We start from the raw sequence: 26,205 nt of genomic DNA on the forward strand, positions 1-26,205 counted from the left end.
TAGGTGGTCAATTTGAACTGGAAAGTGGTGGTCAGTTTGCTCCGAAACTGGTGGTCAATTTGCACTGGAATAGGATGGTCAATTTGACTGGTTTTTCCACTAACATTTGCTTAATTGTTGCTTCGTCATGTCCAATGGCACGTAAGCGTTCTTCATATTTTTTCATTCTTTCCCTGTAATCCTGCTCGGCTTCTTTTCCACGCAGTATCAATAGGTGTGTGTTCCAGCCTGACATAGCTTCCCTAATTGTAATATCAAGTTTAAATACGTATAATCTTTCTTCAGACTGTTCTTCGTCAGACAACCCAATCTCTGCATATTGGGTTAAAACGTTCCAATAATTCAGCGACCAATCTTGTTTGTCCCTGCGTTCTGCTTTTACAAATTGGTTGAAAAGGTAATCTGCAAATTCATTTTTCTTCTTGTTTTCCTTTGTCATGATTGTAAATTTTAAAAAGGCGACCACCTCTAAAGGCAGTCGCCTGTAATTATTAATTAAGATTTAAGATTTCCGCTCCTTCTATTGAAAAGGCAGTACACAATTCAAATGCTTTCTGTGATTTGATTTGAGCGGTTCCACCCATTACAATACTTTGTAACTTGGCTTCATCATCTTTGTAATTGCGCACATTCTGATAGTACCCTGTCACAGCATTGTATGCCCCGAACAATGTGCCTTTGGTGGTATCCATTTGTTGAGTGTCGCTTGTCATAGCGTATGCAAAGGCATCTTGCACCACATTTTTGAACACGGTGGAAACTTCATCTTCCGCACCCTTTTTAAGCAAATCCAATGTTTCCTTGTTCGGGCAAAGAGCCAATTGGATTAGTTTTTTTACTTCTTGGTCAGTCACCTTTACTTTAGCCCATTGGTTGAATATTCCTTCTAACTGGTTGCTTAAGGTATCCGCTAATCCCATAACCTTGTGGGCATTTTCCAAATGCTGTTTTGCTCCCGAAGTATGTTTGATGCGTACCACGTTGCTCATCGAACGAAGCGAGGCGTTAAGGGTATTTTGGCAAACAATACGGATAGGGGTGAAGGCTGCTGTTATGCTTCCACTGCCATCGTGTGAAGTGGTCAGGAAAATGTACTTTTCCGTTACATCATCGCCATTTCCTACTCGGATATAGTCGGGTAGTTTGGCAGTGATAAAGATGCGTTCCCCTTGTCCCAATGCTCCTGCGGTTTCGTACAATATTCCTTGTGAACCACCTACAATAGCATCAAAAAAATTGAATGCTTCACGGTTTTGTACGATGTGATAGTCTTTGCCAACCACGCCCAATACGGCATTGTTATCGGCACGGATATTGGCATAATAGGAAGGTACTTCCAATTCGCTACTGCCTATTTCAATACCGTTTGCCATTTCAATAATGCCCGAACCTTTGGTATATAAAGGTGTTTTGATGACTTCATAGTCTAAGCCTGCCTGTTTTATGGCTTCTTCACTTGTTGGGTATTGCTCTACGACTTGCCCTAAGCCGTGCCACGCTTTTTCTTTTACGCTAAAGAATGAATAACGTCCTGTTGTGCTGTTGAAATTGATATTATGTGCCATGATAAAATGATTTTAAAAGTTTGAAAATTGTTTAGATACTTGTTATTAAAATGGGAGGTCGTCCTTTTCCTTGCTATTGTTGGTTCCTGTGGGAGTTTGTACCGTTTCGGATTTTTTGCCACCCCCGTGGAGTTTGATTTGCGAGGTGTTGAAGTTCAGCCCTGCGTGTAGTTGTCCGTCACTTCCTGTCCACGCCCTTGCACTTACTCTGCCTGTCAGTTCTACCACCGTACCTTTTGTGAGTATCTGCGCTACTTTTGGACTAAGCCAATACGCACAGTCGAAGTATGTTGTCTGCTCTATGCGTTCGCCCTGCTTGTTTCTGTAGCTGTCGTTAGTAGCTACCGAAAAGTTTACTACTTGTTTTTCCAGTGACGTTCTGCGTACTTCCGCATCCCTTGTCAGTCTTCCGATGATGTTCATGATTTTCTTTTTTAACTGTTATTCACTATTGTTACACTTGATTTTCTTTCAATCTGCTCTCCTCTGTGCGCCTTATTAGGTTTGCCTATTTTTTTAAAATATTTATTCGGCAATGAGAGGAGGCGCTGTTTTGTTTCATTTGTAATATTTAAGTCATTGTTTTTCATATGTGACATTTTTTTTATTCGTGTAAAGAGCCGGAGTATGCTGGTTTTGTTTCATGAGCATAAAAAGGTAGGGTTCAGGAAAACCAAGGTTTTTGAGAAAAATACAACCCGCATGGGTGGAGATTTTATTCAAAACCTAAAAGGGCCTGACCTTGGTTATCCGTTAAGAGCCCGAAAATACCTTTGCTCCTGAAAAAAAAGAACCAAGCATCGGTGCTCCTCACCAAATGAAATAGGAAGAAAGGAAGTTAAATGAGATAAAACGGAGAAAAAAAAATAGCTATAAAACTAATCGAAGTCTTTATCCTAATTGTTTAGTTGTATTGGATAATTGATGACATGTGAATAACCAGAATTATAAATGATGGGTATTTTTTTTGCAATTTGTTGAAGTATTTTTAAGAGATAGGAAATATATTTCCAGACAGAGCCAAGTACTGCCATTATGACTATTAGAGCCAGTTTTACGGTTAAATTACTTTTTAAAAGAATATGAATTTAAAAAAGTAAGAGGATGGAGAAGGATATGGACTATAGGGATTCAAAGCTGACGCCTGAAAGGGCTTTACATATGCTGAGATCAGAAGGATTAGATGTAACTTTCGAACAGGTACAGGAAATTTTGTATTTGTTGAGGAAAATCGCTAATATCGCTGTGTCTAAACATTTAAGCGAAAGAAGATGAGTAAGATAGCAGATTTATATATAAGGGTCAGCACTGACGAGCAGGCTGAGAAAGGTTTTTCACAACGTAATCAGGAAGAAATGTTGCGAAAATATTGTAACATTAATCATATGGAAATACGCAACGTAATCTATGAAGATCATTCTGCAAAGACTTTTAACAGGCCACAGTGGAAAAAACTTTTGGTTAATCTTAAAAAACATAAAAATAAAGTAGACCTGATTCTTTTCATGAAATGGGATAGGTTCAGTCGTAATGCAGGGGATGCCTATCAAATGATAAACCTGTTAAGAAAACTAGGTGTTGAACCTCAGGCTATAGAGCAGCCTCTTGATTTAAGTGTCCCAGAAAATAAGATGATGCTTGCATTTTATCTGGCAGCACCAGAAGTAGAAAATGACAGAAGGGCACTCAATACATTTCAAGGGCTCAGACGCGGTAAGAAAGAAGGAAGGCATATGGGCATGGCTCCTTATGGTTATGTTAATAAAGCAACTGAAGACGGAAAAAAATATATAGCCCCCGAGCCGAAGGCAGCAACTCAGCTTATATGGGTATTTGAGCAGATTGCAAAAAATGCTTTCAGCACTGAATCCATTTACCAGATGGCAAAGGAAAAAGGGTTGCGCATTGCTAAGAGTAACATGTGGGTTATTTTGCGTAATCCGCTGTATTGTGGGAAAATCGTAGTTCCTAAATATAAAGATGAAGAGGTCCGATGGGTGGATGGACAACATGAAGCAATAATCAGTGAAGGACTATTTTACCGAGTGCAGGATGTTCTTGACGGTAAATCCAGAACGTATAGGCCTAAGGTCAGAACAATAGAAAATTTTCCTCTAAGAGGTTTTTTCCAGTGTCCACAGTGCGGACGAAAGCTCACAGGCAGTAAATGCAAAGGGAGAAACAAATATTACTATTACTATCATTGTGATAAGCTCTGTAAATGGAGAGTCAACTCCGAAATAGCAAACAAGATATTTATTGAACAGTTAAATAAATTCAAACCTTTAGAACCAGTTAAGAAACTATATACTGCTGTGCTACTTGAAGCTTATAGAGAGCATACAGGGATTATAGCTAATAAAAAGAGAAAGTCGCTGGAACAGATTTCGGAATATGAAAAGAAATTATCAGTTGCAAGGAACTTATTGGTAACTGAAAAAATCGAGGTTGAAGATTACAATCTTATGAAAAAAGAATACAATGGCATCATAAGTAATTTAGAAAAACAGATTGGGAATGCAGATGATGATAAGGGTAATATTGAGCAATTAATGAATACAGGATTGGAAAACCTTTTAAAGCTCGGAGAAGCCTGTGAAAACAGTAGTTTAGCTGATACTAGAGAACTAATTGGTTTAATTTATCCCGAAAATTTCACGTTTCGGGAAAACCAATTCCAAACCACCCGACTCAACGAAATTATTAACTGTATCTATTTGGTAAACAATAGATTACGGGCAAAAAAAAACGGAACAAAAGATGATATTTCTCTTTTGTCCCGAGTAGTGACCTTGACTGGATTCAAACCAGTAACCTCTTGAGCCGTAATCAAGTGCGCTATTCAGTTGCGCCACAAGGCCATTTTGCAATCGGATTTATTATCCTGCTTGCGGGTGCAAATATAGGTATAAATGTGTAATTTGCAAGTGTAAAATTGTAAAAAAATAAAAAAATATGGCGTTGAAAAATTATATCCGTGATATTCAGGGTTTTCCTAAAGAAGGAATTTTATTTAAAGACATTACACCGTTATTAATTGACCCAATTGCAAGGAAAAAATGCCTTGAAATACTGGTTTCGTCCTTGAAAGAAAAAAAAATTGACAAGGTAATAGGAGTGGAAAGCCGGGGATTTTTCTTTGGAATGTTGATTGCTCAGGAATTGAATGTTGGTTTTATTCCAGTTCGAAAGCCCAACAAGTTGCCTTATGAAACTATTTCGGCGACTTATGATTTAGAATATGGAACAGATACTTTAGAAATTCATACCGATGCGATTCAAAAAGGGGATAGAATCCTAATTCACGATGATGTTTTGGGAACCGGAGGAACGGCTAAAGCAGTTTGTGAATTAGTCGAAAGATTGGGTGGAGAAATCGTGCAATGCAATTTCCTGATGGAATTAGCTTTCCTAAATGGAAGGGCAAAAATTAAAGGAAATGAAATTTTTGCTGCAATTACGTATTAATCTAGCGCACGCGTCGTTACGTAGTACCTAAAACCAATAATTGCCATTTGCCATTTCTTGGCTTTTGCTAAATCCAAACGCTGCTTTGTGAAACTGGGTAAAAGGACTTTGTTTATTTTGGCTAGAATTTTATACATGATGTTTTATTTTGGACAAAGATATAAAAAAGACGGTCTTGATTGAGACCGTCTAAATTGTGATTTTCTATTTATTTTCTACCGTTAACTTTGGACTGGTATTCTTCCATTTGCTTTTCGTAGATTTTCATTTTCTTTTCAAAATTATCCATTTGCGCATGGAAAGGTTCCATTTTTTTGTCAAATTCAGCCATTTTTTTATCAAATGCTTCCATTTCAGGTGCTAATGTTTCCATTTTTTTATTGAAATCTTCCATTTTTTTATCAAATTCTTTCCAAGCTTTTTTATCACCAGTGATAGGATCTCCTTTTGGAGCTTTAGGAGCTTTTGGAAAGACAGGTGCTTTAGGGGCTTTAAATTTAAAAGTTGGTGCAGTAGGAGGAGTTGGTGGCTCTGGTATCATTTCTTTCCCATCTAGATAGCTCTTAGTAATAATACGGATTGAATTCTTAGTTGAAGTGCCATCTTTTTGCACATTTACTGAGCTTATTTGATTTGGATTCATGCTTTCGGCCTCTAGCTGGCTTACTTTTTTACCGTCAATAAAATATTCTGCATCACCAGGTATGCCATTTTTCTCTGTCGTTACCTTTGTAACGGTATAAGTATCTTTTGTTTTTTGACGTATAGTCACATTGTTAGGATCGACATTATCAAATCCCAAATCCGTTTTTTCTATTTCAGAATTAAAAATACTTGTACTTCCTGTAATTTTTCCTTTTGTTACAATTCTAATTATAGATTTGTTATTCTCCTTAATGACATTCATTGTGGTTATGTCGTCCGGATTGGTTCTGTCTAATTCCTCTTTGCTCACTTTTTTTCCATCAATAAAAAATTCCGTATTTGGATCAATACCTTCATTTTTCGAGTTATTTATTACAAGTGCTTTAATTTTTTTAATGCTGTCTTTGTCTTGTTGGATTTCTAAAGTAGTGGTAACAGGATTTTTTGATTCCACTTTAATGGTTTCTTCTTTTACTTTTTCCTGAGCAATTACTTCAATTTGAAATAAAGATACAAATGCTACTAAAGCCGGCAGAACAAGCGTGTACTTCCAGGAATTCGATTTTTTTGATTGATTTTTGTTTAACATAACAATTCGTTTTTTGATTAATGATTGATAAAAATGATTAGTAATGGCAACACAATTTTGGTGTGTTGTTATTTTTAAAAGCGTTAATTGATACGCTTTTTTGTCGGATATTTTTTTCGTGGCTTCGTTATCGGCAATGAATTCCAGGTTTTGTAAAATCGCCTTTTTGTACAACCAAATTAACGGATTGAACCAAAAAAGGATACAAAACAGTCTTGAAATCAATACATCAACAGTGTGATTTTGTTCGCTGTGCACTTTTTCGTGTTCCAAAATATTTTCCAATTCGGAACTGCTGTATAAGGACGAATTGTAAACGATAGTATTAAAAAAAGAGAACGGAGCGAGGTTGTCTTGTAAGTCAATAAATTTAAAATCGGCTTGACGTTTTATTATTTTTCCTTTAAATACTTTTTGTAAGCTGTAAAAATCAAAAGCAAATTTAGTTAATAGAAATAATGCACCAACGCAGTAGAGTGTTGCTAATCCAAGATAAATATATTCTTCTGTATGGTCTTCATTTACAGTTGTAGTTATAGGTAATGATGACCAATCATAATTTACAGGAGTAGGTTCGACCCAGATTATTTTCGTAAAAACGACTAACGGCAAAAGAACGGAAGTAAATAAACCCAGTAACAGAAACCAACGATTGCTGGTAAAAAAGGTTTCTTTTCGCAACATAAAATGATAAGCCAAATAAAACAGCGCAATTAATCCACTGGATTTTATAAGATAAATATAGAATGCTTCCATAAATATTGTTGTTACTATAAAGTTTATATTTCCTCTTTTTGATTTTCAATCATGGCTAAAATTTCCCGTAATTCAGCAGCGGAAATTTTTTCTTCTTTGGCAAAATGCGATACCATATTTTTATAAGAACTGTCAAAATAATTATCGATTGCAGTACTCATAAAGCGCTTTCTATAATCTTCTAAACTTACTATAGGATAATATTGGTGCGTGTTCCCAAAGGCATTGTGAGAAACAAAACCTTTTTCTTCGAGGTTACGCACAATGGTTGAAAGTGTGTTGTAATGCGGTTGATCTTCTGTTATTTCTGCAAGGACTTCTTTTACGAATGCTTTTTTAAGCTTCCATAAAATGTGCATGATTTCTTCTTCTTTATTAGTCAGTTTTTGCATGATATTTTTATTTGAATCAAACTTACAACTAATTTTATAGTTACGCAACTATAAACATAGTTTAATAACTATTTTTATAGTTTTTTTAACTTATAATGGTAGCTTATGTAAACTGGAAAATCTTTTCATCAGAGAAGTAATTATGAAAATGAGGTTGCGTGAGGGATAAAAGCTAGCTACCGAAGTAGCGCGTATAGCCCGACGCTATAAAAAAAAGGGGCCAGTAACGATATTGTTGCTAAGCCCATTTTTTTATAGGGTCACGCCCAAAGAATGATAATGGAATTAGTTTTGTTCTTTTTGAACGAGTTTTTGCAGCCAGATGCACCCTGCGACTGATAAAATCCCTAAAGTTCCCATGACAAACCAGTTTGCCTGATAGCCAAATGCAGAAATGATTTCCAGCCCCGTTTTAGAACTTGCAATGTGTGCCAAGCTAAAACTCATAGTAAACAAAGCCATGTAGCGACCCTCGTGTCCTTTTGGCGCTCGGCTTAACGCAAAAGAATTAGAGAACGGGAAGATGAACATTTCTCCAAAAGTGATAAAAAGGATGCTCACGATTAGTATTCCTGCCCACATATTAATCATTAAAACATAGAAACTTAGAGACATCAGTAACGAACCCCAAAGAATAATTTTGAGTTTATCGATGTTTTTTCTTTGGCTAATACTCACAATTGGCATTTCCAAGAAGAAAATCAGCAACCCATTTAAGGATAATAAAAGTCCACTTTGAAATTCGGTTAAACCAAATTTTTCATTGTGATATAAAGGCAAAGTGGTGAAAAGTTGAAAGAAAAGCATGGCCGTAATAAAACAGATAAAGAGGAAAATCCAGAATATCTTGTCTTTGAAAACGGAAGCAGGTATTTCGGTTTCACTATTTGCGGAGTCTAAATCGGCTGGTTTTTTGCGCTCTTTCACTAATAAGGTAAAAATTAATATAGAAATAATACACGAGCTTCCATCAACCCAAAATAATCCGCTGTATCCTAAATTCATGATTATCAAACCACCTAAAGCCGGTCCTGCAGTAAATCCTAAATTTACCGCTAATCGAACTAAAGTCAATGCTCTGGTACGATTTTCAGGTTTGGCGTAGGTCGCTAAGGAAACGAACATGGCGGGACGAAACATATCAGCAACGGTCATAATGACGAACATACCAATGCATAATCCCCAAAACGTACGAATGTATTGTACTAAAAACAGCAGTATTCCGCTGGTGAACAAACTGAAAACCATGATTCTATAAAAACCTATTTTATCTGATAATTTGCCACCAAGCCACGAACCAAGCATGGAACCAAAACCAAAAGCGACCATTATCCACCCGACCTGTGCATAGGAGAAACTCAAATCTTCTTTTAGATATTTGGACAAAAACGGCAAAACCATCGTACCAGCTCGATTGATAAAAGTGATGAGTGTAAGTATCCAAATTTCTCTGGTGAAGCCTTTGAAATTATTTATGTAACGTTGAAAAGCTGTTTGAAACATATAATGAGTTATTATTTTGCAAAGGTAGAAAACTTTGTTCCGATGCGTCTTTGTGTCCTAGTAACTTTTAAACTATTTTTGCATAAAAATAAGAACATGAGAACGCTATTCACTTTGTTTATTTTATTACACTTGAATTTAGGCTTTGGCCAAGAAAAATTTGATGTTTCGGCTGTAACCAAATTCCAAACTGAATTGAACGAAGAATATGCGGATGCCAAGAAAAGTCCTTTGACTGCAGAAGATTTAGCAGAGTTCAAAACACTTGACTTTTATCCTATTGACGAAAAGTTTTTTGTGGTCGCAAAGTTTATCAGAACTCAAAAAGAGAAGCCATTTGAAATGGAAACATCAACGGACAGAAAACCATTGTATGTCAAATATGGCGAACTTTCTTTTACAATTGATGGTCGGGATTTTAAACTGAACGTTTATAAAAACATTGAACTTTCCAAAAAGAAGGAGTATAAAGACTATTTATTTCTGCCGTTTTCCGATTTGACTTCTGGCAAGGATAGTTACATCGGCGGGAAATATATCGATTTACGAATCCCAAAAGGAGATACGATTGTGATTGATTTCAATACATCATACAATCCATATTGCGCATATAACCACAAGTATTCTTGTCCAAAAGTTCCATTGGAAAATGATTTGGATATCGAAATAAAAGCGGGAGTTAAAAAATTTCACGATTAATGGAATTCTTTAATTTGCATACGCATAAATGGACCAATCAACCGAATGTGTTGGAATTAGTGAATCAATATCCACAGGAATTTGATGTAACAATTCCGAATTATTCCATCGGGATTCATCCTTGGTTTATCGTTGAAGAACGAATAGAAGCTGACTTGGCGATAATGGAAAGTAAGTTACAAGAGGCAAATTGTCTCGCTGTTGGCGAATGCGGATTGGACAAACGCATTGAAATCTCGATGGAATTGCAGCAAATGGTTTTCGAAAAGCAATTACTTTTGGCACAAAAATATAAAAAACCGGTTGTGATACATTGTGTTGCGGCTTTTCAGGAATTGATAGCAATCAAGAAAAAAATGAACATATCAGTTCCAATGTTGATTCATGGATTTTCGAAAAATATACAAGTCGCTAAACAATTAGTAGACAATGGATTTTATATTTCGTTTGGGAAATATTTATTGCTTAATCCAGAATTAGAAGCTGTTTTTAAAAGCGTTCCTGATAATCGATTTTTTCTGGAAACGGATACGGTTGATGAAGGAATTGAGGCAGTTTATGAATTGGCAGCGAAATATAAAGGAATTTCTGTTAAAGAAATACAGGAAATAGTGAATGCAAATTTTAATGAAATTTTTGATTTCAAAATTTTTCAAAAACATTAAACTTTAAACAAAAAAACAATGGCAGAGTGGACAGAAAGAGCCGAACTTTTATTTAAAAAAGAAGGTTTAGATAATTTAAAAAATGCAAATGTATTAGTTGTAGGATTGGGTGGTGTTGGTTCTTTTGCAGCTGAATTTTTGGCAAGAGCAGGAGTGGGAACCATGACTATTGTAGATGGTGACGTAGTTGATATTACCAATATAAACCGACAATTACCGGCTTTACATTCGACCGTGGGACAAGCTAAAGTTACTGTTGTTGGAGATAGATTAATGGATATCAATCCAGAATTAAAATTGACACGTGTACAGGAATTTCTTTCGCCGGAACGTGCTTTCGAAATTGTTTCAGAGGAATTTGATTATGTTTTGGATTGCATAGACAGTGTGACTCCAAAGTTGAATTTGATCATTGGTGCCAAACGAAAAAGAGTCAAAATTATAAGCAGTATGGGTGCTGGCGGGAAAATGGAAGCTTCTAAAGTGAAAGTGACTGATATCACGAATACCGTGAATTGTTATTTTGCTAAAACCATCAGAAGACGATTGAAAGAGGTGAAAATTGATAAACTGAAAGTGGTTTTTTCTTCTGAAATTCAGGATGAATCGAGTTTGAAAATGACCGATGGATCCAATTTCAAAAAATCCTTTTACGGAACAAACAGTTACATGCCGGGATTATTTGGTTTGTATGCTGCAGAAACCGTGATTCGCTATTTACTAAAAAAATAATGTTCAGTTTGTCATTGCGAGGAACGAAGCAATCACATATCATGCTCAGTAAAGTGTTTAGGATCTAAGAAATCTAATAATCTAAAAAAATGATACAAACCGTAATTTTTGACATGGATGGTGTAATTGTCGATACTGAACCCGTACACCGTTATGCTTATTTCAAACAATTTGATGAGTTGAATATTCCTGTTACAGAGGAAATGTATACTTCATTTACTGGTTTTTCTACTCGGAATACGTTTCAGAAATTGAAAGAAGTTTTTGTGATAGAACAGGAAGTAGAGGATTTAATTCAAAGAAAACGGACTATTTTTAATGATGCTTTTGATAGTAAAGCTGATTTGGAATTACTGGAAGGTGTCGAAAATCTTATTAAAGAATTATATCAAAATGGCATGCAATTGATTCTGGCTTCTTCGGCATCCAAAGTTACTATTGAACGTGTGTTTTCCAGGTTTAAATTGCATGAGTATTTTACGCATGTGGTTAGCGGTGAAGATTTTCCTAAATCAAAACCACATCCTGCAATTTTTGAACATGCAGCAAGTTTATCAATTGCACCAAAAGAAAGCTGTATCGTTATTGAAGACAGCACAAACGGAATTAAAGCGGCGAAAGCTGCCGGAATTTTGTGCGTAGGTTACAATAGTATTCACTCTGAAGCACAAGATTTATCGGAAGCTGATTTTGTGATTAATCATTTTAACGAATTGGGTTTTGATGCTATTACCAATATTGATTCTAAATTAAGGAATAATTAACATTTGAAAGCCGTTGAATTTGTAAATTTGAAGACATAAAAAATTTAAGACATGAAAAAAATAATCATTTTATTTGCCATTATTATAGCAAATTTCACCATTGAGGCACAAGTAAAAACACCTCAATCCAGTCCAAAATCTATCATCAAACAAGAAGTAGGTTTGACAGATGTAGAAATCAATTATTCAAGACCAAGTGCCAGAGGAAGAGCTGTTTTTGGTAATTTAATTCCTTTTGGAAAAGTTTGGAGAACCGGAGCTAATGAAAATACGACTGTATATTTTAGCGACGATGTTATTATTGATGGTAAAACCTTGAAAAAAGGAAAATATTCGTTGTATACTATTCCAAAAATAGAAAGTTGGGAAATAATTTTCTACAAAACTACTGATAACTGGGGTAATCCAGAAGAGTGGAAAGAAGAAAATGTAGCACTTAAAGCCACTGTTAAACCAGAAACTTTAAATAAAAGTGTGGAAACATTTACAATTGGAATTAGTGGTCTAGATAATAATTTTGCCTTTTTAGAAATTTACTGGGAGAACTCGTATGCAGCTTTAAAATTTGAAGTTCCTACACAACAAAAAGCAACAGCTAATATCGAGAAAGCATTAGCAGGACCTACTGGAGCAGATTATTTTGCTGCAGCTCAATTTTTATTCCAATCAAATGGTGACAATGCAAAAGCTTTAGTTTACATAAATAAAGCTTTGGATATGACAAAAGACAAACCGTTTTGGTATAACAGATTGAAATCATTGATTCAAGCTAAACTTGGTGATAAAAAAGGAGCTATTGAAACTGCTAAAGCATCACTTGCAGCAGCTGAAATCGCTAAAAATCAAGATTATGTAAAAATGAATAAAGATAGTATTGCAGAGTGGAGTAAGAACTAATTAACCTCACTGTTTTCCAATTAATCCCGTCTTGATTATCGAGACGGGATTTTTTTTTTGAAATTTTGAATTGTATAATTTGTAAATGTTTGAGAATAATGGGTTTCATAATGTAAACCTGTAAGAACCAAAAAACCGCAGATTCGGAAATTATTATAATTTCCGAATCTGCGGTTTATAAAATTAGAAACTAATATAATAATTAGTTTTACTGTTTTTATTAGGCTATAATCGCTCTCTGTTTCCTGAAAATTGTCCATTGTAACAGTAACGAAATAACAATCGTTAACATTGCGCCAATGAAATTAAGCCATAAATAACCCAGTTTTTCTTCTCCGCTTGGGAAAATATAAATAGCATAATAGTAGATGATGAAAATAGTAATTTGACTAATAACAGCGCCGTAAAATATAGCTTTGGATTGGACTTTGTGTAGATAAAAACCAACCAGGAAAATCCCTAATACCGTTCCGTAAAATATAGATCCAATGATATTTACCAACTGAATTAAATTTTCAAACAACGTTCCAATACAAGCAAAAAGGATTGCAATTACTCCCCACAACAATGTAAAGAATTTTGTGGCATACAGATAATGGCGTTCTGATTTTTCTCCTTTTACATTTCGTTTGTAAATATCGATTGCTGTTGTAGATGCCAATGCATTCAATCCGGAAGCAGTTGATGACATGGCCGCAGAAATGATAACGGCCAACAATAAGCCGATAAGTCCTTTTGGCAAATAATTCAGGATAAAGTGAAAAAATACATAATCTTTGTCATTAGTTTCACTGTTGCTGTCGGCTTTTAGGATTATTTCTTTAGCGCGATCTCTTAAATCTTTTTCTTTATTGGACAAAGCCACCAGTTCTTTTCGAAGAATTGGATTGTCATAATCCTGATTGAGCTGATCGATGTACAACAAGTTAATTACCTTTTTATCTTCGGATAAACCGTCTAATTTTTGCTCCAAAGCATTGTATTCACCTTTATAAGCCGATTTTTCAATCATGGCTTTGTTGTTTGGATTAAAATTTAATGGAACAGGATTGAATTGAAAAAAAACAAAAACCATAACTCCGGTTAATAAAATAAAGAACTGCATAGGAACTTTTAGCAGCCCATTCATAATCAGTCCCATTTGACTTTCCCTAACTGATCTTCCTGATAAATAACGTCCTACCTGCGATTGGTCAGTTCCAAAATAAGCCAATGCAAGGAAAAAACCTCCTGTGATTCCGCTCCAAAAAGTATATTTTTCTTCCGGGTCAAAAGAGAAATTGACAATATTCATTTTATCATTTGCACCAGCAATATGAAGCGCACTAGTAAATGTCATGTCATTAGGAAGATAATGCAATATCAGAAAAAAGGTGATAAACATTCCCGACATAATCACAAACATTTGTTGTTTTTGAGTTACGTTAACGGCTTTAGTTCCACCTGAAAAAGTATAAATGATGACTAAAACACCAATAATAATATTCATGTATGTAAGATTCCAACCCAATATTGCCGACAAAATAATCGCCGGAGCGTAAATAGTTAATCCAGTTCCTAGACCTCTTTGAAACAAGAAAAGAATGGCTGCAAGGGAACGCGTTTTTAAATCAAATCTTTTTTCGAGATACTCATAAGCCGTATATACTTTGTATTTGTGGTATAAAGGGATAAAGGTTACGCAAATTACAACCATGGCAATTGGCAGTCCAAAGTAGAATTGGACAAAACCCATCCCATCGTGATAAGCTTGTCCTGGAGTAGAAAGAAACGTAATGGCGCTGGCTTGAGTTGCCATCACGGAAAGTCCCACGACATGCCAAGGCGTTTCATTGCTTCCTAAAATAAAGTCTTCTACATTTTTACTTCCTTTGGTTTTCCATGCACCGTAAATTACGATGAACAGTAAAGTAACTATGAGTATAATCCAATCAAATAATTGCATAATTTAAGAGTATAATTTCATGATGAGACAAAAGATCAAGATGTATATAGCATTGGCTACAAGCACCCAGGTATAGTTCTTCTTCCAGGTTTTTATTTTTTTTGTTTCCATTGCAGACTGTTTTAGTTTTTGATTTTTTGGGGAGGAATAGTTTCGGATGATTTCAGCGAAATGATATTTGAAATTAATTTATACGCCCCGGTTACGCCTTCAGGTAATTCTCTAAAAAAGCTTAATCCCGTATAAATATAGTGCCCTTTTCCGTAAGGAGCAATCAGTAAAGCACCATTTTTAGGTGTTTCTCCTTTGTCATTAGAAGATAAAATAGGAGTAAATGCTTTGTCATATACGCTTGGATAATACAATCCCTGCTCTTGTTTCCAACCTTGAAAGTCTTTAGAAGTGATTTTGTTTGGAAAATTCAAAACGGGATGGTTTGGTGCTAAAAATCGAACTTCGGCATCTTCTTCAGTAACACGGTCGCGGGACAGTTTCAATGGATAAGGCGCGATATTTTCGGTTACCAAATCGCCTGCAGTATTGTATTGAACGAGCATTGTTTTTCCGCCTTTTACAAAATCAAAAAGTATATTTTGCTTATTTGCTAATGCTGTAACGGTATTGTAAGCACGAACACCTGTCATCACTACATCAAAATTTTCTAATTTCTCTGGTGTTATTTCTTCGGGTTTCAGCAGGGTAACCGAGTATCCTAATTGAATCAGACTGCCAGGAACTTCATCTCCGGCACCCATAATGTAGGCAATTTTTTCACTGTTAGTTTTTAAATCCGTTTTGATGCATTTAGCCTCTGCCGATTGTAAAACTTGCTGTTTCGTGATGTGGTCATAATTAATGATGATTTGTTCTTTGTCAAATCGCTTGTTATCAATTATCGCAACACTTTTTGCAACTGCTTCATCTGATTTGCTAGGCGCAGTTACTTCAAAATAAACAATTTGTTCCGTTCCCTTTTTTGGGATGTTAAAAGGAATAGATTTTGGTGAAACATTCCAATTTTGAGGCAGTTCAAGTTGAAGATGTCCTTTAACGGCATCTTTACCTGCTTTGATTTTTACGCCTACATATTTAATTTTGCTATCTTTAAAAAGCAATACTTTGTCTACAATTGAAGTGGTAACTTCAGGAACAATATCCAGATAATTATAGACTTCGCCTTTTACATCATCATTATATTTATAAACTACGGTACGCTCAAATGGGATTTCTATTCCGTTGATTTGAACGTTAAATACCACTTTAGCTTCCCGAATTATATCTGGAATTCCGATACTTTCTTGGTCATTTACAGCATACATTCCCACGGTTCCGTTTTCTCTTAACCAATACGGTTGTGTATAGTTAATTGATTCTGGTAATTTTAAATCTAAGTTGATGCTATTTCGAATATTATTTTTTAAATCCCGATTTTGAGCTGTCGTAATTTGATTTGGTAAAGTGCTCACACTTATTAATTGAAAAGGCAATGTACTTCTATTAATGGCTTCGAGTTTCAATTTAATTGTGCTTCCGGGAGTCGCTTCCTGATTTTGGGCAACGGCTTCAAGATACAAACCAGAACAAGCCGCTATAATTTCTTTTATGGCTGCTGATTTCAATGGCGCCCAATGATTTTCGTCTAAAAAATTTATCATAATGTAGGCTTTCGCCAAATTAGGAATGCTTGCCGAAGGATTATTATGGTTGAATTCAGCGGCAATAGTTGTCAATAATTCTCCTATTGCTTTTCCTCCTTTTACTCGGTTCCAAGAAGTATCAATTCCTTCAAAAAGTGATTTTTTATCTTTTAAAGCATCTCCATTTATGAATTCTAAATATTCTTTTTCTTCACCGCGCTCACCAGTACTTCCAAATCCTTGTGATTGATGACGGCTGCGGCTTAGTGCTGCAATTTCTTGATTTGATTTTCCTAATCCTGCATAATAAACACCGGTTTCTAAAGCTATTAAATTCTTTTTGTCAGCAGCATTAAATTTTTCGATAGTACCATAAAACCACCAGGAAGTATTGAAAAACTGTCGTTTGGTTTGCCAAGGTTTTACAAATTTTAATTGTTCTGGAAAAATAGTTGGATTGTTAGCCAGTTCAAAACTTTCGACGCTCAACATTGCCGATGAAGTGTGATGACCGTGCGTAGTTCCTGGAGAGCGATGATCAAATCGGTTGACAATTACATCAGGTTGAAATTTTCTGATGGCCCAAATAACGTCTGCCAATACTTTTTCTTTATCCCAAATTTCTAAGGTTTCTGTTGGATTTTTGGAAAAACCAAAATCATTGGCACGGGAAAAAAACTGTTCTCCGCCATCAATTTTTCGGGCTTCAATAAGTTCTTGGGTTCTTATGACTCCTAATAATTCGCGTAATTGTGTTCCTATTAGGTTTTGGCCACCATCGCCGCGTGTCAAAGACAAATATCCGGTTCTCGCTTTTTGTTCATTGGATAAATATGAAATTAATCGGGTGTTTTCATCATCAGGATGTGCTGCTATATAAAGTACCGAACCCAGAAAATTGAGTTTTTCGATTTGGTTGTAAATTTCAACAGAATTTAATTTTGCAGGTTGTTGAGCGGTTGTTATTTGAAAACAAACTAAAATTGCTATTATGGCTGAGGAGAGTTTTTTATGCATTATTTTAAATTTAATTTGCAATAGCTTCAAATGTAGGAATTAAATATTTTTTTCTGAAATGTTTTTAGTTTTCTTTATGTAATAGCATTTTGATAAAATAAAAAAAGAGAGAAAACTAATTGTAGCTTTCTCTCTTTGATGTTATTTTATTTTTTTAGTCTCTATCGTGACCTCTACCGTGTCCGCGTCCGTGATCACCACCATGACCTTTTTCATGGCCTTTTCCATGGCCTTTTCCTCTGTCATCGTTATAGTTCCTATTGTCTCTGTGATTGTTGTTATCTCTGTGATTATTGTAATATCTTCGGTTATCATTTTGTCTTTGACTTACATATACACGACGATTATTATTATAACCTATATTTCTTTGTTCTCTCCCATGATATCCTTTATAATATTTGACTTTATGGTTTCTAAAATTATTGTAAGGTCTTGATCCACGATAATCATTGAGTACAACTTTGTAACCGCCATACAAATCATAATTTCTGTATTGGTTAGGTAAATTTCTGGAACGAATCCATCGTCCACCACCGAAATATATAAATTGGGTAGCTCTCACATCATAATAAGCTTCAACATCTGGTAAGTAATAATATTGTGCTTCAGCATATCCTACAGGTCCCCAAGATGGCGGGCTACCAATGTTTACATTAACTGAAACTTGTGCATGTATGGTACTTGATGCAAAAAGTATAATTCCTACGGCGATTAATTTTAGTGTTCTCATGTTCTTTAATTTTAATAATTTTATATGACTCTTTAATTGATATATCTTTTTACTGATTTCCAACAACTGTGCCAACGTAAAATAATTAACATTTTTTTAAGATTTAATTAAGACTGTGTTTTTAGTAAAAAAAAAGAACCTCGATTGGAGGTTCTGATTTTTAGGATTTTATAAAGGATTAATGTTTGTCTTTTCCGTGTCCTTTTCCATTTCCGTTATTTCCATTTTTTTGATGTCCATTACCGTTATTTCCTCTTTTATAAGAATCTTTATGAACTACCACTTTTCGTACTCCTATTGTTTTTTGTGGTTTTCCTTTATATCCTTTATAATATTTAACTTTATGACTATTAAAGTTGCTATACGGTCTTGAACCATGATAATCATTTAACACCACTTTGTATCCATTATACAAATCATAGTTTCTATATTGTGTTGGCAAATTTCTGGAACGAACCCATTGTCCTCCGCCCAAATAAATAAACTGACTCTGTCTTACATCATAATAAGCTTGAACATCTGGTAAATAATAATACTCAGCAGCTGAGTAACCTGAAGGACCCCAAGCAGGAGGACTACCAATATTTACATTTACTGAAACTTGCGCTTGCATCGCAGTAGTGGATACTAAAAGTATTATTCCCGCGGCGATTAATTTTAATGTCTTCATATTTTCAAATTTTAATTAATAATCTATTTAAAGGTAACTCACTAAGTCAATATTTTCTTTACAAAAGCCAACAACTATGCCACTAATGAATTATGCATCGCATAAAAAAAGGAAACGGTAGTCCGTTTCCTTTTTTTATTTGTAATTTTTATTGGATTATAACAAAAGAATCAGCAATAAAATAACAATGATAATTGCTCCTACAGATAAATAAATACCATTTCCAGTTGATTTCAATTCTGCTTTTATAGCACGAACTTCTTTACGTAATTCTTTTTTCTCAGTTGAACTTAATTCAGACTTGTCCATTGCTTTTATTTCGTCAAGACGATTCAGCAATACTTTAACTTCAGCAGGAACTTCTTTTGGGGTATTTGAAACCGAAGTTGGAGTTTTTTCAGCAGCTAACATTTGCGTAGGAACAACACTCAATGACAATACCATCATCATTAAATAAAAGGTAACTTTTTTCATTTCTTTAGGTTTTAGTTAAAAATTTCTATTTGATAAATGTAACAAATAATACGCTACAAATTCTTATACTATTAATGTCATTACTTATATAATTTCCACTAATATATGACGTCTAATTTTTGATGTTTTAAAAATTAGTATTCCAAAAATTTAAATTTTTTGTACTATCATTAAAGATTTGTTTTACCTATAAATTACAGTTCTTGGTTTTGCTAATTCAAAATCCTGAAAACCAAAATCAGTGGTCTCAAAGGAATTTGTTTTAAAAATATGCTCACCATATCCCGGTATTGAAGGATAATAGGAAATTGAAATTTGGAACGAACTAAAAACCAAATAATCGTTGTTGATAATGAAACCAACTCCAATTTTTGAATATGCTTTACTTTCTGTAAAGCCGTTCTTAGCATTCCCGAGTAATGCAACTGAATAATTTAGAAAAGGATTTAATCGAAAACCCCATAAATCCCAAGGTGCGTAGGCTTGAGTTTGCAGTGTTAATAGTGCTTTTTTGGTACCATATTGCGCAATCGTAAATCCATTGAGTCCATAATTTTCGTTGATTGAAAGTTGATCTCCAATAGCTTCCATTCGGTTGGAACCAATGACTAGTTGTGGTTTTACAAACTGACGCAATTTCCATCTTCCAATGCTTAGCAGATTGGTAAAATAATTGGCCTGAAAAGAAAATGCTGTTTGTTTTGTTGTTGCTTTTTCAAAAAAAGTTCCAATTTCAAAATTAGCGCTTAGAAACCCCCATTTATAGAAGTTTCCAAAAGCGGCACGACCACCCAAATAGTATCTTCCAGCACTGTTTTTATATTGATAACCGGTTGTTATTCCGTATATTCTTCCAATGGGCACATCCTCAATAATTCCGTTTCTGAATATAAAGCGGTCTCTAATAAATTTACGTGATGAAATACCAATGCCAACCAAAGCGAGTTTTTCATTGGAATAAAAATCATCGGGATCATATTCAAAAACTGGACTTTCCTGGTATTTAAGATGTAAAAATCGGCCTGTAGTAACAAGATTTGTCGTTCTTTCACTTTCGGTATTACCCTTAAAAATTCTAAAAGCACGTCCAAGCCAAAAATCGTGTGTGTTGTATTTAAAATTCTGATAAGCAAAAACTAGATTAGAGTCAGGAACAGTGTCTTTTCTAAATTGCTGATCGACATAAATTCCTCCCGCCCATTTTGTCAAAGGAGAATAAAAAGGACGATCAATAGCTATACTTTTACCATAATATTCATCTAAATCAATCTGATAACTGACCCTAGTGTTTATAAATGTGTTTTTTATGTTTGGAATACTGTACGCAACGGAATAAGCGCTTTTACCATCACTGAATCTATTTCTTATTTTGTTTTCAAATTGATGACCTGATCCTAAAAAATTGCGATCGTTCAGCCCAAAGCTTACTCGTGAACTGGAAAGCGAGCCTTTAGGAACCAAACTCCACGAATCTAAAACTCGGATAGCAATATCAACAGAATCAGAGCTATTCGGAATTAATTTGGGAGCAATATCCACGCGGTTTATAAAGCGTTGTGTACGTATCAAACGTTCTGATTCTTTCACAAGCAGCGAATCAAAAGGTTTGTTTTTTTTGATAAGCAATAAATTTCTTATTGCAAGTCGGTTAGTTTTAATATGGATTTTATTTCCATTTCTTTCCGCCCAATTTTTAGGCTTTTTTAAAGTGTCAGTTTCAGAATAACCAAAAGGATCGAGCGTTAGAATAGTAATGTTCCTTATGATTTTACCTTCAAAACTTCTGTATTCTTTTTGGACTTCTTTTGTTATTTCGTTTTTTATAACTGGCGTTCTAAAAACGATTTTATGCATTAATCTGGTGAACTTATTTTTTTTGGAATAGTTTTTAATATCTGAATAAAAGTTAGAGGAATCTTTTTTGGTCTTTGTTTCTTGTGCAATAGTTATCTGAGAAACACAGACAAAAAGAAGAAATAATAGCAGTTTTATTTTTTTATACATTGTCAAAGAATCAACTGTAAAAATAGTGAAGCAAATCAAGAATATAGCTCTTTGATTACATAAGATTTAAAAGGTTCAGAATTTGAAAGTGATATTTTTTTTGAATACTTAATCTAATTATTGGTTCGGTTTGAATCAGTTTCTGTAGTAGTTTCGGTAAAAACAGGAACAATGACATCAGCTTTGATTATGATTTTTTCAGATGGTGCTTCAGAATCAAAGAGCGGTAATTTAATTTTACGCCACGTATACGTTTTAGGTAAATGATCGCCCATTAAATATCCCCAAGGTTCCAATGATTCAATTCTGTCGAAAATCACTTTTAAAACAGCAAGAATAGGAAGTGCTAAAAACATTCCGGAAACTCCGGCAATTGCACCACCAATAATGATTCCAACAATCGATACAAATGCGTTTATTTCAACTTTTGAACTTACAATTAATGGTACAATTACATTATTATCAATTAGCTGAACCACGATTGTAATTACAATTACACCAACAATTATTGATAAATCAGGGGAACCGGTAAGTGAAGCTACAATACTTAAAACGCCTGCAAATAGAATTCCTATGTACGGAATCAAATTTAAAATTCCAGTAATTATTCCCAATAAAATGGCGTATTTCACACCTATAAGCATAAATCCGAGCGTTGTCATTACAGATATTAAAATCATTTCTATAATCAAACCCACAATATAACTGTTGATGGCTACTCTAACATTCGTAAGAATATTTTTTAGCTGATCATGATTTTCTTTTTTAATTAATTTTGATAAAAACAGTAAAAAATGAGTTCTGTATAAAAGAATTAAAAAAGTATAAATAGGAATCAAAGTTAAATTTACCAGCGTATCCGTAAATGACATTAATGTAGTTCCAATGATTTCTTTTCCTTTTTCCATCGAATCTTCAGTAGCAGTATCAATATATTGCTTTTGCTCTCTCGAACTCAAATGAAAATTATCTCTAACAAATCCTTGAATATTTCTAAGATGAATGTTAATATTTCTTTCAATTTTATCAAAATCATCGGCGAAATCACTAATTTGAAAAGATAGGAATACAAAAAGTCCGATAAAAATTAATACAAACAATATCACCGCTATCATTACAGCCAATACATGCGGAAAACGAAGTTTTGATTTGAAAAACTGAACAATAGGATACAATAAGATGGCAAATAAAAACGACATCATTACAGGAATCAATATGTCTTGACCAATGTAAAAAATAAAGACAATCGAAATTAAACCCAGTAAAGTCAAGCTTAATTTTGCATAAAATGGAAGTTTTAGGATGTCATTCATATCTTTTTGGTTTTGTTTTATAAATCAACTGTTTTTTACCAGTTTTCAACCGACAAATATGTGTTAATATAAAAATTAAAGTATTACATATTTTTTAGCAATTTTTGCATAATTATCACTTCTTAATCAAGTGATTTAGTAATAAAAAAAAAATTACTATTTATAAAGTTATGAATTAATCTACGAATTCTCTATTTTCAAAATGATTTTTTAAAATCGAGATTCCTTTTTGCAAAAGCAAATTGTTGGGATAAATAATCTTTTCGCCTTCAATCGTTTTTAAGAAAACATGAAAGGCACCAATATCTTCAATTTCTGCTTCAATTGGAAAATCTTTATCATGGATTTTGATAATATCGCCTATTTTAAAAGGAAAAGAAAAAAACAAAATAACACCGGAAGTGATGTTGCTCAGGATGGACCATTGCGCAAACATAGCAACTCCTACAACGGTTGTAATTGATGAAAGTGCAATGAAAATATCCTTGGTCTGAACTCCCCAAATGACTATTAAAGCAATTATTACCAAGATATTTATCAGTAAATGAATGTATTTGATAACCAAATTGGTTCTGTGCTCCATCTTTTGGTTTAATTTTGCATAACGGCGTACCAATTTTGTTGAAATTATTCGCAATAAAATCAGCAGAATGCCTAATACCCCGGTTGCAATTAATTCTCGGGTAAACTCCTTTATAAATGACATTTCCATAAACGACTAGGATAAATTATTTAAATATTCGTACACTTTATCCGTGGGCATTCCCATAACATTCGCATAAGAACCTTCAATTTTTGAAACACCAATAAAGCCAATCCATTCCTGAATTCCGTACGAACCTGCTTTGTCATACGGCTTGTAGTTTTCTAAATAATAATAAATGGCTTCATCGCTTAATTCAGTGAAAGTAACTTTTGTTATTTCGTATAAAATCTCAACTTTTTTATTGGTTTTAAAACAAACAGAAGTAATGACTTCATGAGTAGCATTTGATAAAGATCTCAAGATTTCAAAAGCATCTTGTTCATCTTTTGGTTTCCCCAAAGCTATATTGTTGTGCCAAACGATGGTGTCGCTGGTTATCAGAATTTCATTTGGGTTTAATTCTCCTTCAAAAGCGCTGGCTTTAAGTTCAGCCAAATAATTAGTGATTTCATGCGCTTTCAATTCTGGCGGATAAATTTCTTCGATTTCTTTCAACCGAATTTCAAAATCCAAGTCTAAATCTTTAAAAAATTGCTGGCGTCTCGGTGAACCCGAAGCCAGAATTAAAGTGTATTTTTCTAATTTATTTCTAAGCATTATATTTTATATTTAAACTGATAACAACAACGGAAAGGATTCCAAAGAGCAAAATGCATTTTAAAAGTATACTCAAAAAATGAAATTCTTTTTTGGTTTTAGCAGTCCACACTTTTACAGTGAAAAAAATTAGCGGACCAACAACAAAAAGCAACAGATATAGTGTAACGAAAAGTAATTCGAACAAGTATTTATTGATGTAAAATAAAATAAAAAAAAGTGGAATAAAACTTAATCCAAAAACTATTTTTCCAGTTCTGGATTTTCCTATTGCAATAGGTAAGGTGTTCATTCCTTGATTGTAATCACCATCGGTATCCTCAATGTCTTTAACGATTTCCCGAAGCAGATTAATCATAAAAGCAAAAATAGCGTAATCAAGTAAAATAGAAAAAAACAATCCCATTTGTTGTTGATTGTCTAATCCTGTGGCAGGATATAAATCAAAAATCCCAATTATAATTACACTAAACGAAAGCAACAATGCTACAATAATATTGCCAATGAGCATCATTTGTTTCAGGCTTGTGGCATATAAATAAAGTGTAGCTGCAACCAAAATAAAAATGGAAGCAAAACCTGGTTTTACAATAACATTTGATATATAGAAACCAATTGCGACGCCTGTTACAGTAAGTCCAATATATAAATTATAGGCTTGTATTTCCGAAATGTCTTTGCCTACAATAACAGTTTTGGGTTTGTTTATAACATCCGTATGTTGGTCAAAAATATTATTAATCACATAGCCACCAGCAGCAATCAAAACGGTTGACAAAATCAATAATCCATATTGCCAATCAGCTAAAGCCAAAGGAATATTTTGAATTTTAAAAAATCCGTACCTAAAAATAAGCTGCATAAAAGCAAGCATAAGTAGGTTTTGGTATCGGATGAGTTTTAGAAATGGAACCACAAATGTCATTTAAAATTTATATTTTAATATTTAAAATAGCACTAATCGTGTTTCCCGTCAAAATGCGCCATCCATTTTCCTTGCGCTTTCATAACTTGTTCAATCACGTCTCTTGCGGCACCTTTTCCTCCATTTTTATGAGAAATATATCTTGAAATCCCTTTTATTTCAGGACTTGCGTCTTGAGGACAAGTTGGTAATCCCACTAATTTCATCACATGATAATCTGGAATATCATCGCCCATATACAATACGTGTTCTGGTTTTATTTGATGCACATCTGTATATTCATCAAAGGTTTCCACTTTATCAGGTGTGCCCAAATAAATATCAGTAATGCCAAGATTTCGCAGTCTAACTCTCACGCCTTCATTGCTTCCACCTGAAATAATACATACATTATAACCGCTTTCAACGGCTGCTTTCATTGCATAACCATCTCTGATGTTCATAGTTCGCAAAATTTCTCCTTCATTGGTTACAAAAACAGAACTGTCCGTAAGTACGCCATCGACATCAAAAATAAAAGTTGTGATATCGTTCATTATTTCTTTATAACTTTTTGCCATTCTCTTGTATTGATTGTGTTAGTGTTTTATAAATTTTAAGGTAATTTTCGTTGGCCAAAAAAGCTTCATGCGCTTCGATAGTTGCCGTATCATTGCGTTTTGCAGGACCAGTTTGCGCCTCTTCCGGAGAAAGTACCATTATTTTATTGGCGGTTTCAGCTATTAAAGGTTTCAGAATTTCGAAAGGAACTTGGTTTTCCTGACAAATTTCCTGACCTATTTGGTACAAATGATTCGTAAAATTATTGACAAAAACTGCTGCCACGTGCAAGGCTTTTCGTTGTTCTGAATTGATTGCGAAAACTTTTTCAGAAATTGATTTGGCTACCTTATCCAGTAATTGATAATCAGTAGCATTTTCACTTTCTAAACAAATGGGAATAGTTTTAAAATCAACTGGTTTGTTTTTGGTAAAGGTTTGCAAAGGATAAAAAACTCCTTTTCGATTGTCTTCATTCAAAATATTCAACGGAACACTTCCTGAAGTATGCACTACCAACCGGTTTTTAAACGGAAGTTGTGACGAAATTGCTCCAATTGCATCGTCAGAAACAGCAATAATATACAAGTCCGCTTCCGCCAAAGCATCTAAATCATTTGTGATTTGATCTAAATCGAGTAGGTGAGATACACTTGCTGTTTGTCTGGAATACACCTGAATTAGCTCGATTTCTGTTCCTGAATTTTGAGCATTTTGAAAAGCAGCAATCAGATGTTGCGCAACATTTCCGGAACCAATAATTACTACTTTGACCATGCGACAAAATTAGCAAAAAAATATTAAGAGTTTTATTCGAAAATTACACGAATAAAAAAGGGAAATTAGCCTTGAAAAGAGCCTTTTCTGTCTTTGACTTTCATTCTTAATTTTGGATTTAATTAACAAATGTCAGAATAAAGAAGTCAACATTTTTAAGTACTTTTGTGGCACTTTTACAAAACATAATCCCAT

The 26,205-nt window shown here is 34.1% G+C and carries 27 protein-coding genes and 1 tRNA gene; 7 read left to right on the plus strand and 21 right to left on the minus strand.

Annotated elements, in window-relative coordinates; translation table 11 throughout:
- Window positions 1-31 precede the first annotated feature (31 nt).
- From DR980_RS02265 to DR980_RS16310, 4 genes are read right to left on the minus strand one after another with little or no spacing between them, the layout of a single operon-like run.
- Window positions 32-439 carry a hypothetical protein gene (locus DR980_RS02265; RefSeq protein WP_113633651.1) on the minus strand — a complete coding sequence of 136 codons (408 nt, stop codon included), beginning with the start codon at window positions 437-439 and terminating at the stop codon, window positions 32-34.
- Window positions 440-491: 52 nt separating this feature from the next.
- Window positions 492-1,565 (minus strand): DUF932 domain-containing protein, encoded by a 1,074-nt coding sequence (locus DR980_RS02270; protein WP_099715239.1) that lies wholly within the window; start codon window positions 1,563-1,565, stop codon window positions 492-494.
- Window positions 1,566-1,610: 45 nt separating this feature from the next.
- A complete protein-coding gene (locus DR980_RS02275) occupies window positions 1,611-1,988 on the minus strand; it encodes a single-stranded DNA-binding protein (protein ID WP_113633652.1) in 378 nt (125 codons plus the stop codon).
- 11 nt (window positions 1,989-1,999) lie between these two features.
- A complete protein-coding gene (locus DR980_RS16310; protein WP_167400532.1) occupies window positions 2,000-2,155 on the minus strand; it encodes a hypothetical protein in 156 nt (51 codons plus the stop codon).
- Between the two features lie 681 nt (window positions 2,156-2,836).
- Between DR980_RS16310 and DR980_RS02280 the strand changes: the two genes are divergently transcribed.
- Window positions 2,837-4,387 (plus strand): recombinase family protein, encoded by a 1,551-nt coding sequence (locus DR980_RS02280; protein ID WP_113633653.1) that lies wholly within the window; start codon window positions 2,837-2,839, stop codon window positions 4,385-4,387.
- Here the strand turns inward: DR980_RS02280 and DR980_RS02285 are convergent.
- Window positions 4,353-4,426: transfer RNA gene (locus tag DR980_RS02285), tRNA-Arg, on the minus strand. The two genes, DR980_RS02280 and DR980_RS02285, sit on opposite strands and share 35 nt — an antisense overlap.
- A gap of 94 nt (window positions 4,427-4,520) precedes the next feature.
- Here DR980_RS02285 and DR980_RS02290 point away from each other — a divergent pair.
- Window positions 4,521-5,033, plus strand: coding sequence for an adenine phosphoribosyltransferase (locus tag DR980_RS02290; RefSeq protein ID WP_113633654.1), 513 nt, complete (start codon window positions 4,521-4,523; stop codon window positions 5,031-5,033).
- Here DR980_RS02290 and DR980_RS02295 read toward each other — a convergent pair.
- From DR980_RS02295 to DR980_RS02310, 4 genes are all read right to left on the minus strand, one after another.
- The gene (locus tag DR980_RS02295; protein ID WP_113633655.1) at window positions 5,030-5,170 is read right to left on the minus strand and encodes an SsrA-binding protein; all 141 of its coding nucleotides are present in this window, start codon (window positions 5,168-5,170) and stop codon (window positions 5,030-5,032) included. The two genes, DR980_RS02290 and DR980_RS02295, sit on opposite strands and share 4 nt — an antisense overlap.
- Before the next feature lie 71 nt (window positions 5,171-5,241).
- Window positions 5,242-7,023: a M56 family metallopeptidase gene (locus DR980_RS02300; RefSeq protein ID WP_113633656.1), complete on the minus strand. Its 1,782-nt coding sequence runs from the start codon at window positions 7,021-7,023 to the stop codon at window positions 5,242-5,244.
- Between the two features lie 23 nt (window positions 7,024-7,046).
- Window positions 7,047-7,415 carry a BlaI/MecI/CopY family transcriptional regulator gene (locus DR980_RS02305; protein ID WP_113633657.1) on the minus strand — a complete coding sequence of 123 codons (369 nt, stop codon included), beginning with the start codon at window positions 7,413-7,415 and terminating at the stop codon, window positions 7,047-7,049.
- Between the two features lie 285 nt (window positions 7,416-7,700).
- Window positions 7,701-8,918: an MDR family MFS transporter gene (locus DR980_RS02310; protein WP_113633658.1), complete on the minus strand. Its 1,218-nt coding sequence runs from the start codon at window positions 8,916-8,918 to the stop codon at window positions 7,701-7,703.
- A 96-nt stretch (window positions 8,919-9,014) separates the two neighbouring features.
- On the opposite strand from DR980_RS02310, the gene DR980_RS02315 reads away from it, so the two are divergent.
- From DR980_RS02315 to DR980_RS02335, 5 genes are all read left to right on the plus strand, one after another.
- A complete protein-coding gene (locus DR980_RS02315; RefSeq protein ID WP_113633659.1) occupies window positions 9,015-9,617 on the plus strand; it encodes a DUF1684 domain-containing protein in 603 nt (200 codons plus the stop codon).
- Window positions 9,617-10,282, plus strand: coding sequence for a TatD family hydrolase (locus DR980_RS02320; RefSeq protein WP_113633660.1), 666 nt, complete (start codon window positions 9,617-9,619; stop codon window positions 10,280-10,282). The genes DR980_RS02315 and DR980_RS02320 overlap by 1 nt, the downstream gene beginning before the upstream one ends.
- An 18-nt stretch (window positions 10,283-10,300) precedes the next feature.
- A complete protein-coding gene (locus DR980_RS02325) occupies window positions 10,301-11,014 on the plus strand; it encodes a tRNA threonylcarbamoyladenosine dehydratase (protein WP_113633661.1) in 714 nt (237 codons plus the stop codon).
- Between the two features lie 89 nt (window positions 11,015-11,103).
- On the plus strand, window positions 11,104-11,778 hold the full coding sequence (locus tag DR980_RS02330; RefSeq protein WP_113633662.1) for an HAD family hydrolase: 675 nt from the start codon (window positions 11,104-11,106) through the stop codon (window positions 11,776-11,778).
- Between the two features lie 51 nt (window positions 11,779-11,829).
- Window positions 11,830-12,675, plus strand: a complete 846-nt coding sequence (locus tag DR980_RS02335; protein ID WP_113633663.1) for a DUF2911 domain-containing protein — start codon at window positions 11,830-11,832, stop codon at window positions 12,673-12,675.
- A gap of 220 nt (window positions 12,676-12,895) precedes the next feature.
- On the opposite strand, the gene DR980_RS02340 is transcribed toward DR980_RS02335, so the two are convergent.
- The 12 genes from DR980_RS02340 to DR980_RS02395 form a co-directional block, all read right to left on the minus strand.
- A complete protein-coding gene (locus tag DR980_RS02340; protein ID WP_113633664.1) occupies window positions 12,896-14,620 on the minus strand; it encodes a sodium:solute symporter in 1,725 nt (574 codons plus the stop codon).
- 122 nt (window positions 14,621-14,742) lie between these two features.
- Window positions 14,743-17,274 (minus strand): PIG-L family deacetylase, encoded by a 2,532-nt coding sequence (locus DR980_RS02345; protein WP_113633665.1) that lies wholly within the window; start codon window positions 17,272-17,274, stop codon window positions 14,743-14,745.
- Window positions 17,275-17,428: 154 nt separating this feature from the next.
- Window positions 17,429-18,004, minus strand: a complete 576-nt coding sequence (locus DR980_RS02350) for a hypothetical protein (RefSeq protein ID WP_113633666.1) — start codon at window positions 18,002-18,004, stop codon at window positions 17,429-17,431.
- Window positions 18,005-18,182: 178 nt separating this feature from the next.
- Entirely contained in the window at window positions 18,183-18,674 is a 492-nt protein-coding gene (locus tag DR980_RS02355; RefSeq protein WP_113633667.1) for a hypothetical protein, read from the minus strand.
- A 156-nt stretch (window positions 18,675-18,830) separates the two neighbouring features.
- The gene (locus DR980_RS02360) at window positions 18,831-19,148 is read right to left on the minus strand and encodes a hypothetical protein (RefSeq protein ID WP_113633668.1); all 318 of its coding nucleotides are present in this window, start codon (window positions 19,146-19,148) and stop codon (window positions 18,831-18,833) included.
- A gap of 183 nt (window positions 19,149-19,331) precedes the next feature.
- Entirely contained in the window at window positions 19,332-21,002 is a 1,671-nt protein-coding gene (locus tag DR980_RS02365; protein ID WP_317047913.1) for a BamA/TamA family outer membrane protein, read from the minus strand.
- A gap of 263 nt (window positions 21,003-21,265) precedes the next feature.
- A complete protein-coding gene (locus DR980_RS02370) occupies window positions 21,266-22,465 on the minus strand; it encodes an AI-2E family transporter (protein WP_113633670.1) in 1,200 nt (399 codons plus the stop codon).
- A 175-nt stretch (window positions 22,466-22,640) separates the two neighbouring features.
- Window positions 22,641-23,171 carry a mechanosensitive ion channel domain-containing protein gene (locus DR980_RS02375; protein WP_113633940.1) on the minus strand — a complete coding sequence of 177 codons (531 nt, stop codon included), beginning with the start codon at window positions 23,169-23,171 and terminating at the stop codon, window positions 22,641-22,643.
- A gap of 12 nt (window positions 23,172-23,183) precedes the next feature.
- On the minus strand, window positions 23,184-23,768 hold the full coding sequence (locus tag DR980_RS02380; RefSeq protein WP_113633671.1) for a Maf-like protein: 585 nt from the start codon (window positions 23,766-23,768) through the stop codon (window positions 23,184-23,186).
- Entirely contained in the window at window positions 23,761-24,642 is an 882-nt protein-coding gene (locus DR980_RS02385; protein ID WP_244199251.1) for a geranylgeranylglycerol-phosphate geranylgeranyltransferase, read from the minus strand. The genes DR980_RS02380 and DR980_RS02385 overlap by 8 nt, the downstream gene beginning before the upstream one ends.
- Before the next feature lie 83 nt (window positions 24,643-24,725).
- Entirely contained in the window at window positions 24,726-25,253 is a 528-nt protein-coding gene (locus DR980_RS02390; protein ID WP_113633673.1) for a KdsC family phosphatase, read from the minus strand.
- Window positions 25,237-26,010 (minus strand): Rossmann-like and DUF2520 domain-containing protein, encoded by a 774-nt coding sequence (locus DR980_RS02395; protein WP_113633674.1) that lies wholly within the window; start codon window positions 26,008-26,010, stop codon window positions 25,237-25,239. The genes DR980_RS02390 and DR980_RS02395 overlap by 17 nt, the downstream gene beginning before the upstream one ends.
- Window positions 26,011-26,205 lie beyond the last annotated feature (195 nt).

Source organism: Flavobacterium psychrolimnae (assembly GCF_003312425.1).
GTDB classification, from domain to species: Bacteria; Bacteroidota; Bacteroidia; order Flavobacteriales; family Flavobacteriaceae; genus Flavobacterium; species Flavobacterium psychrolimnae.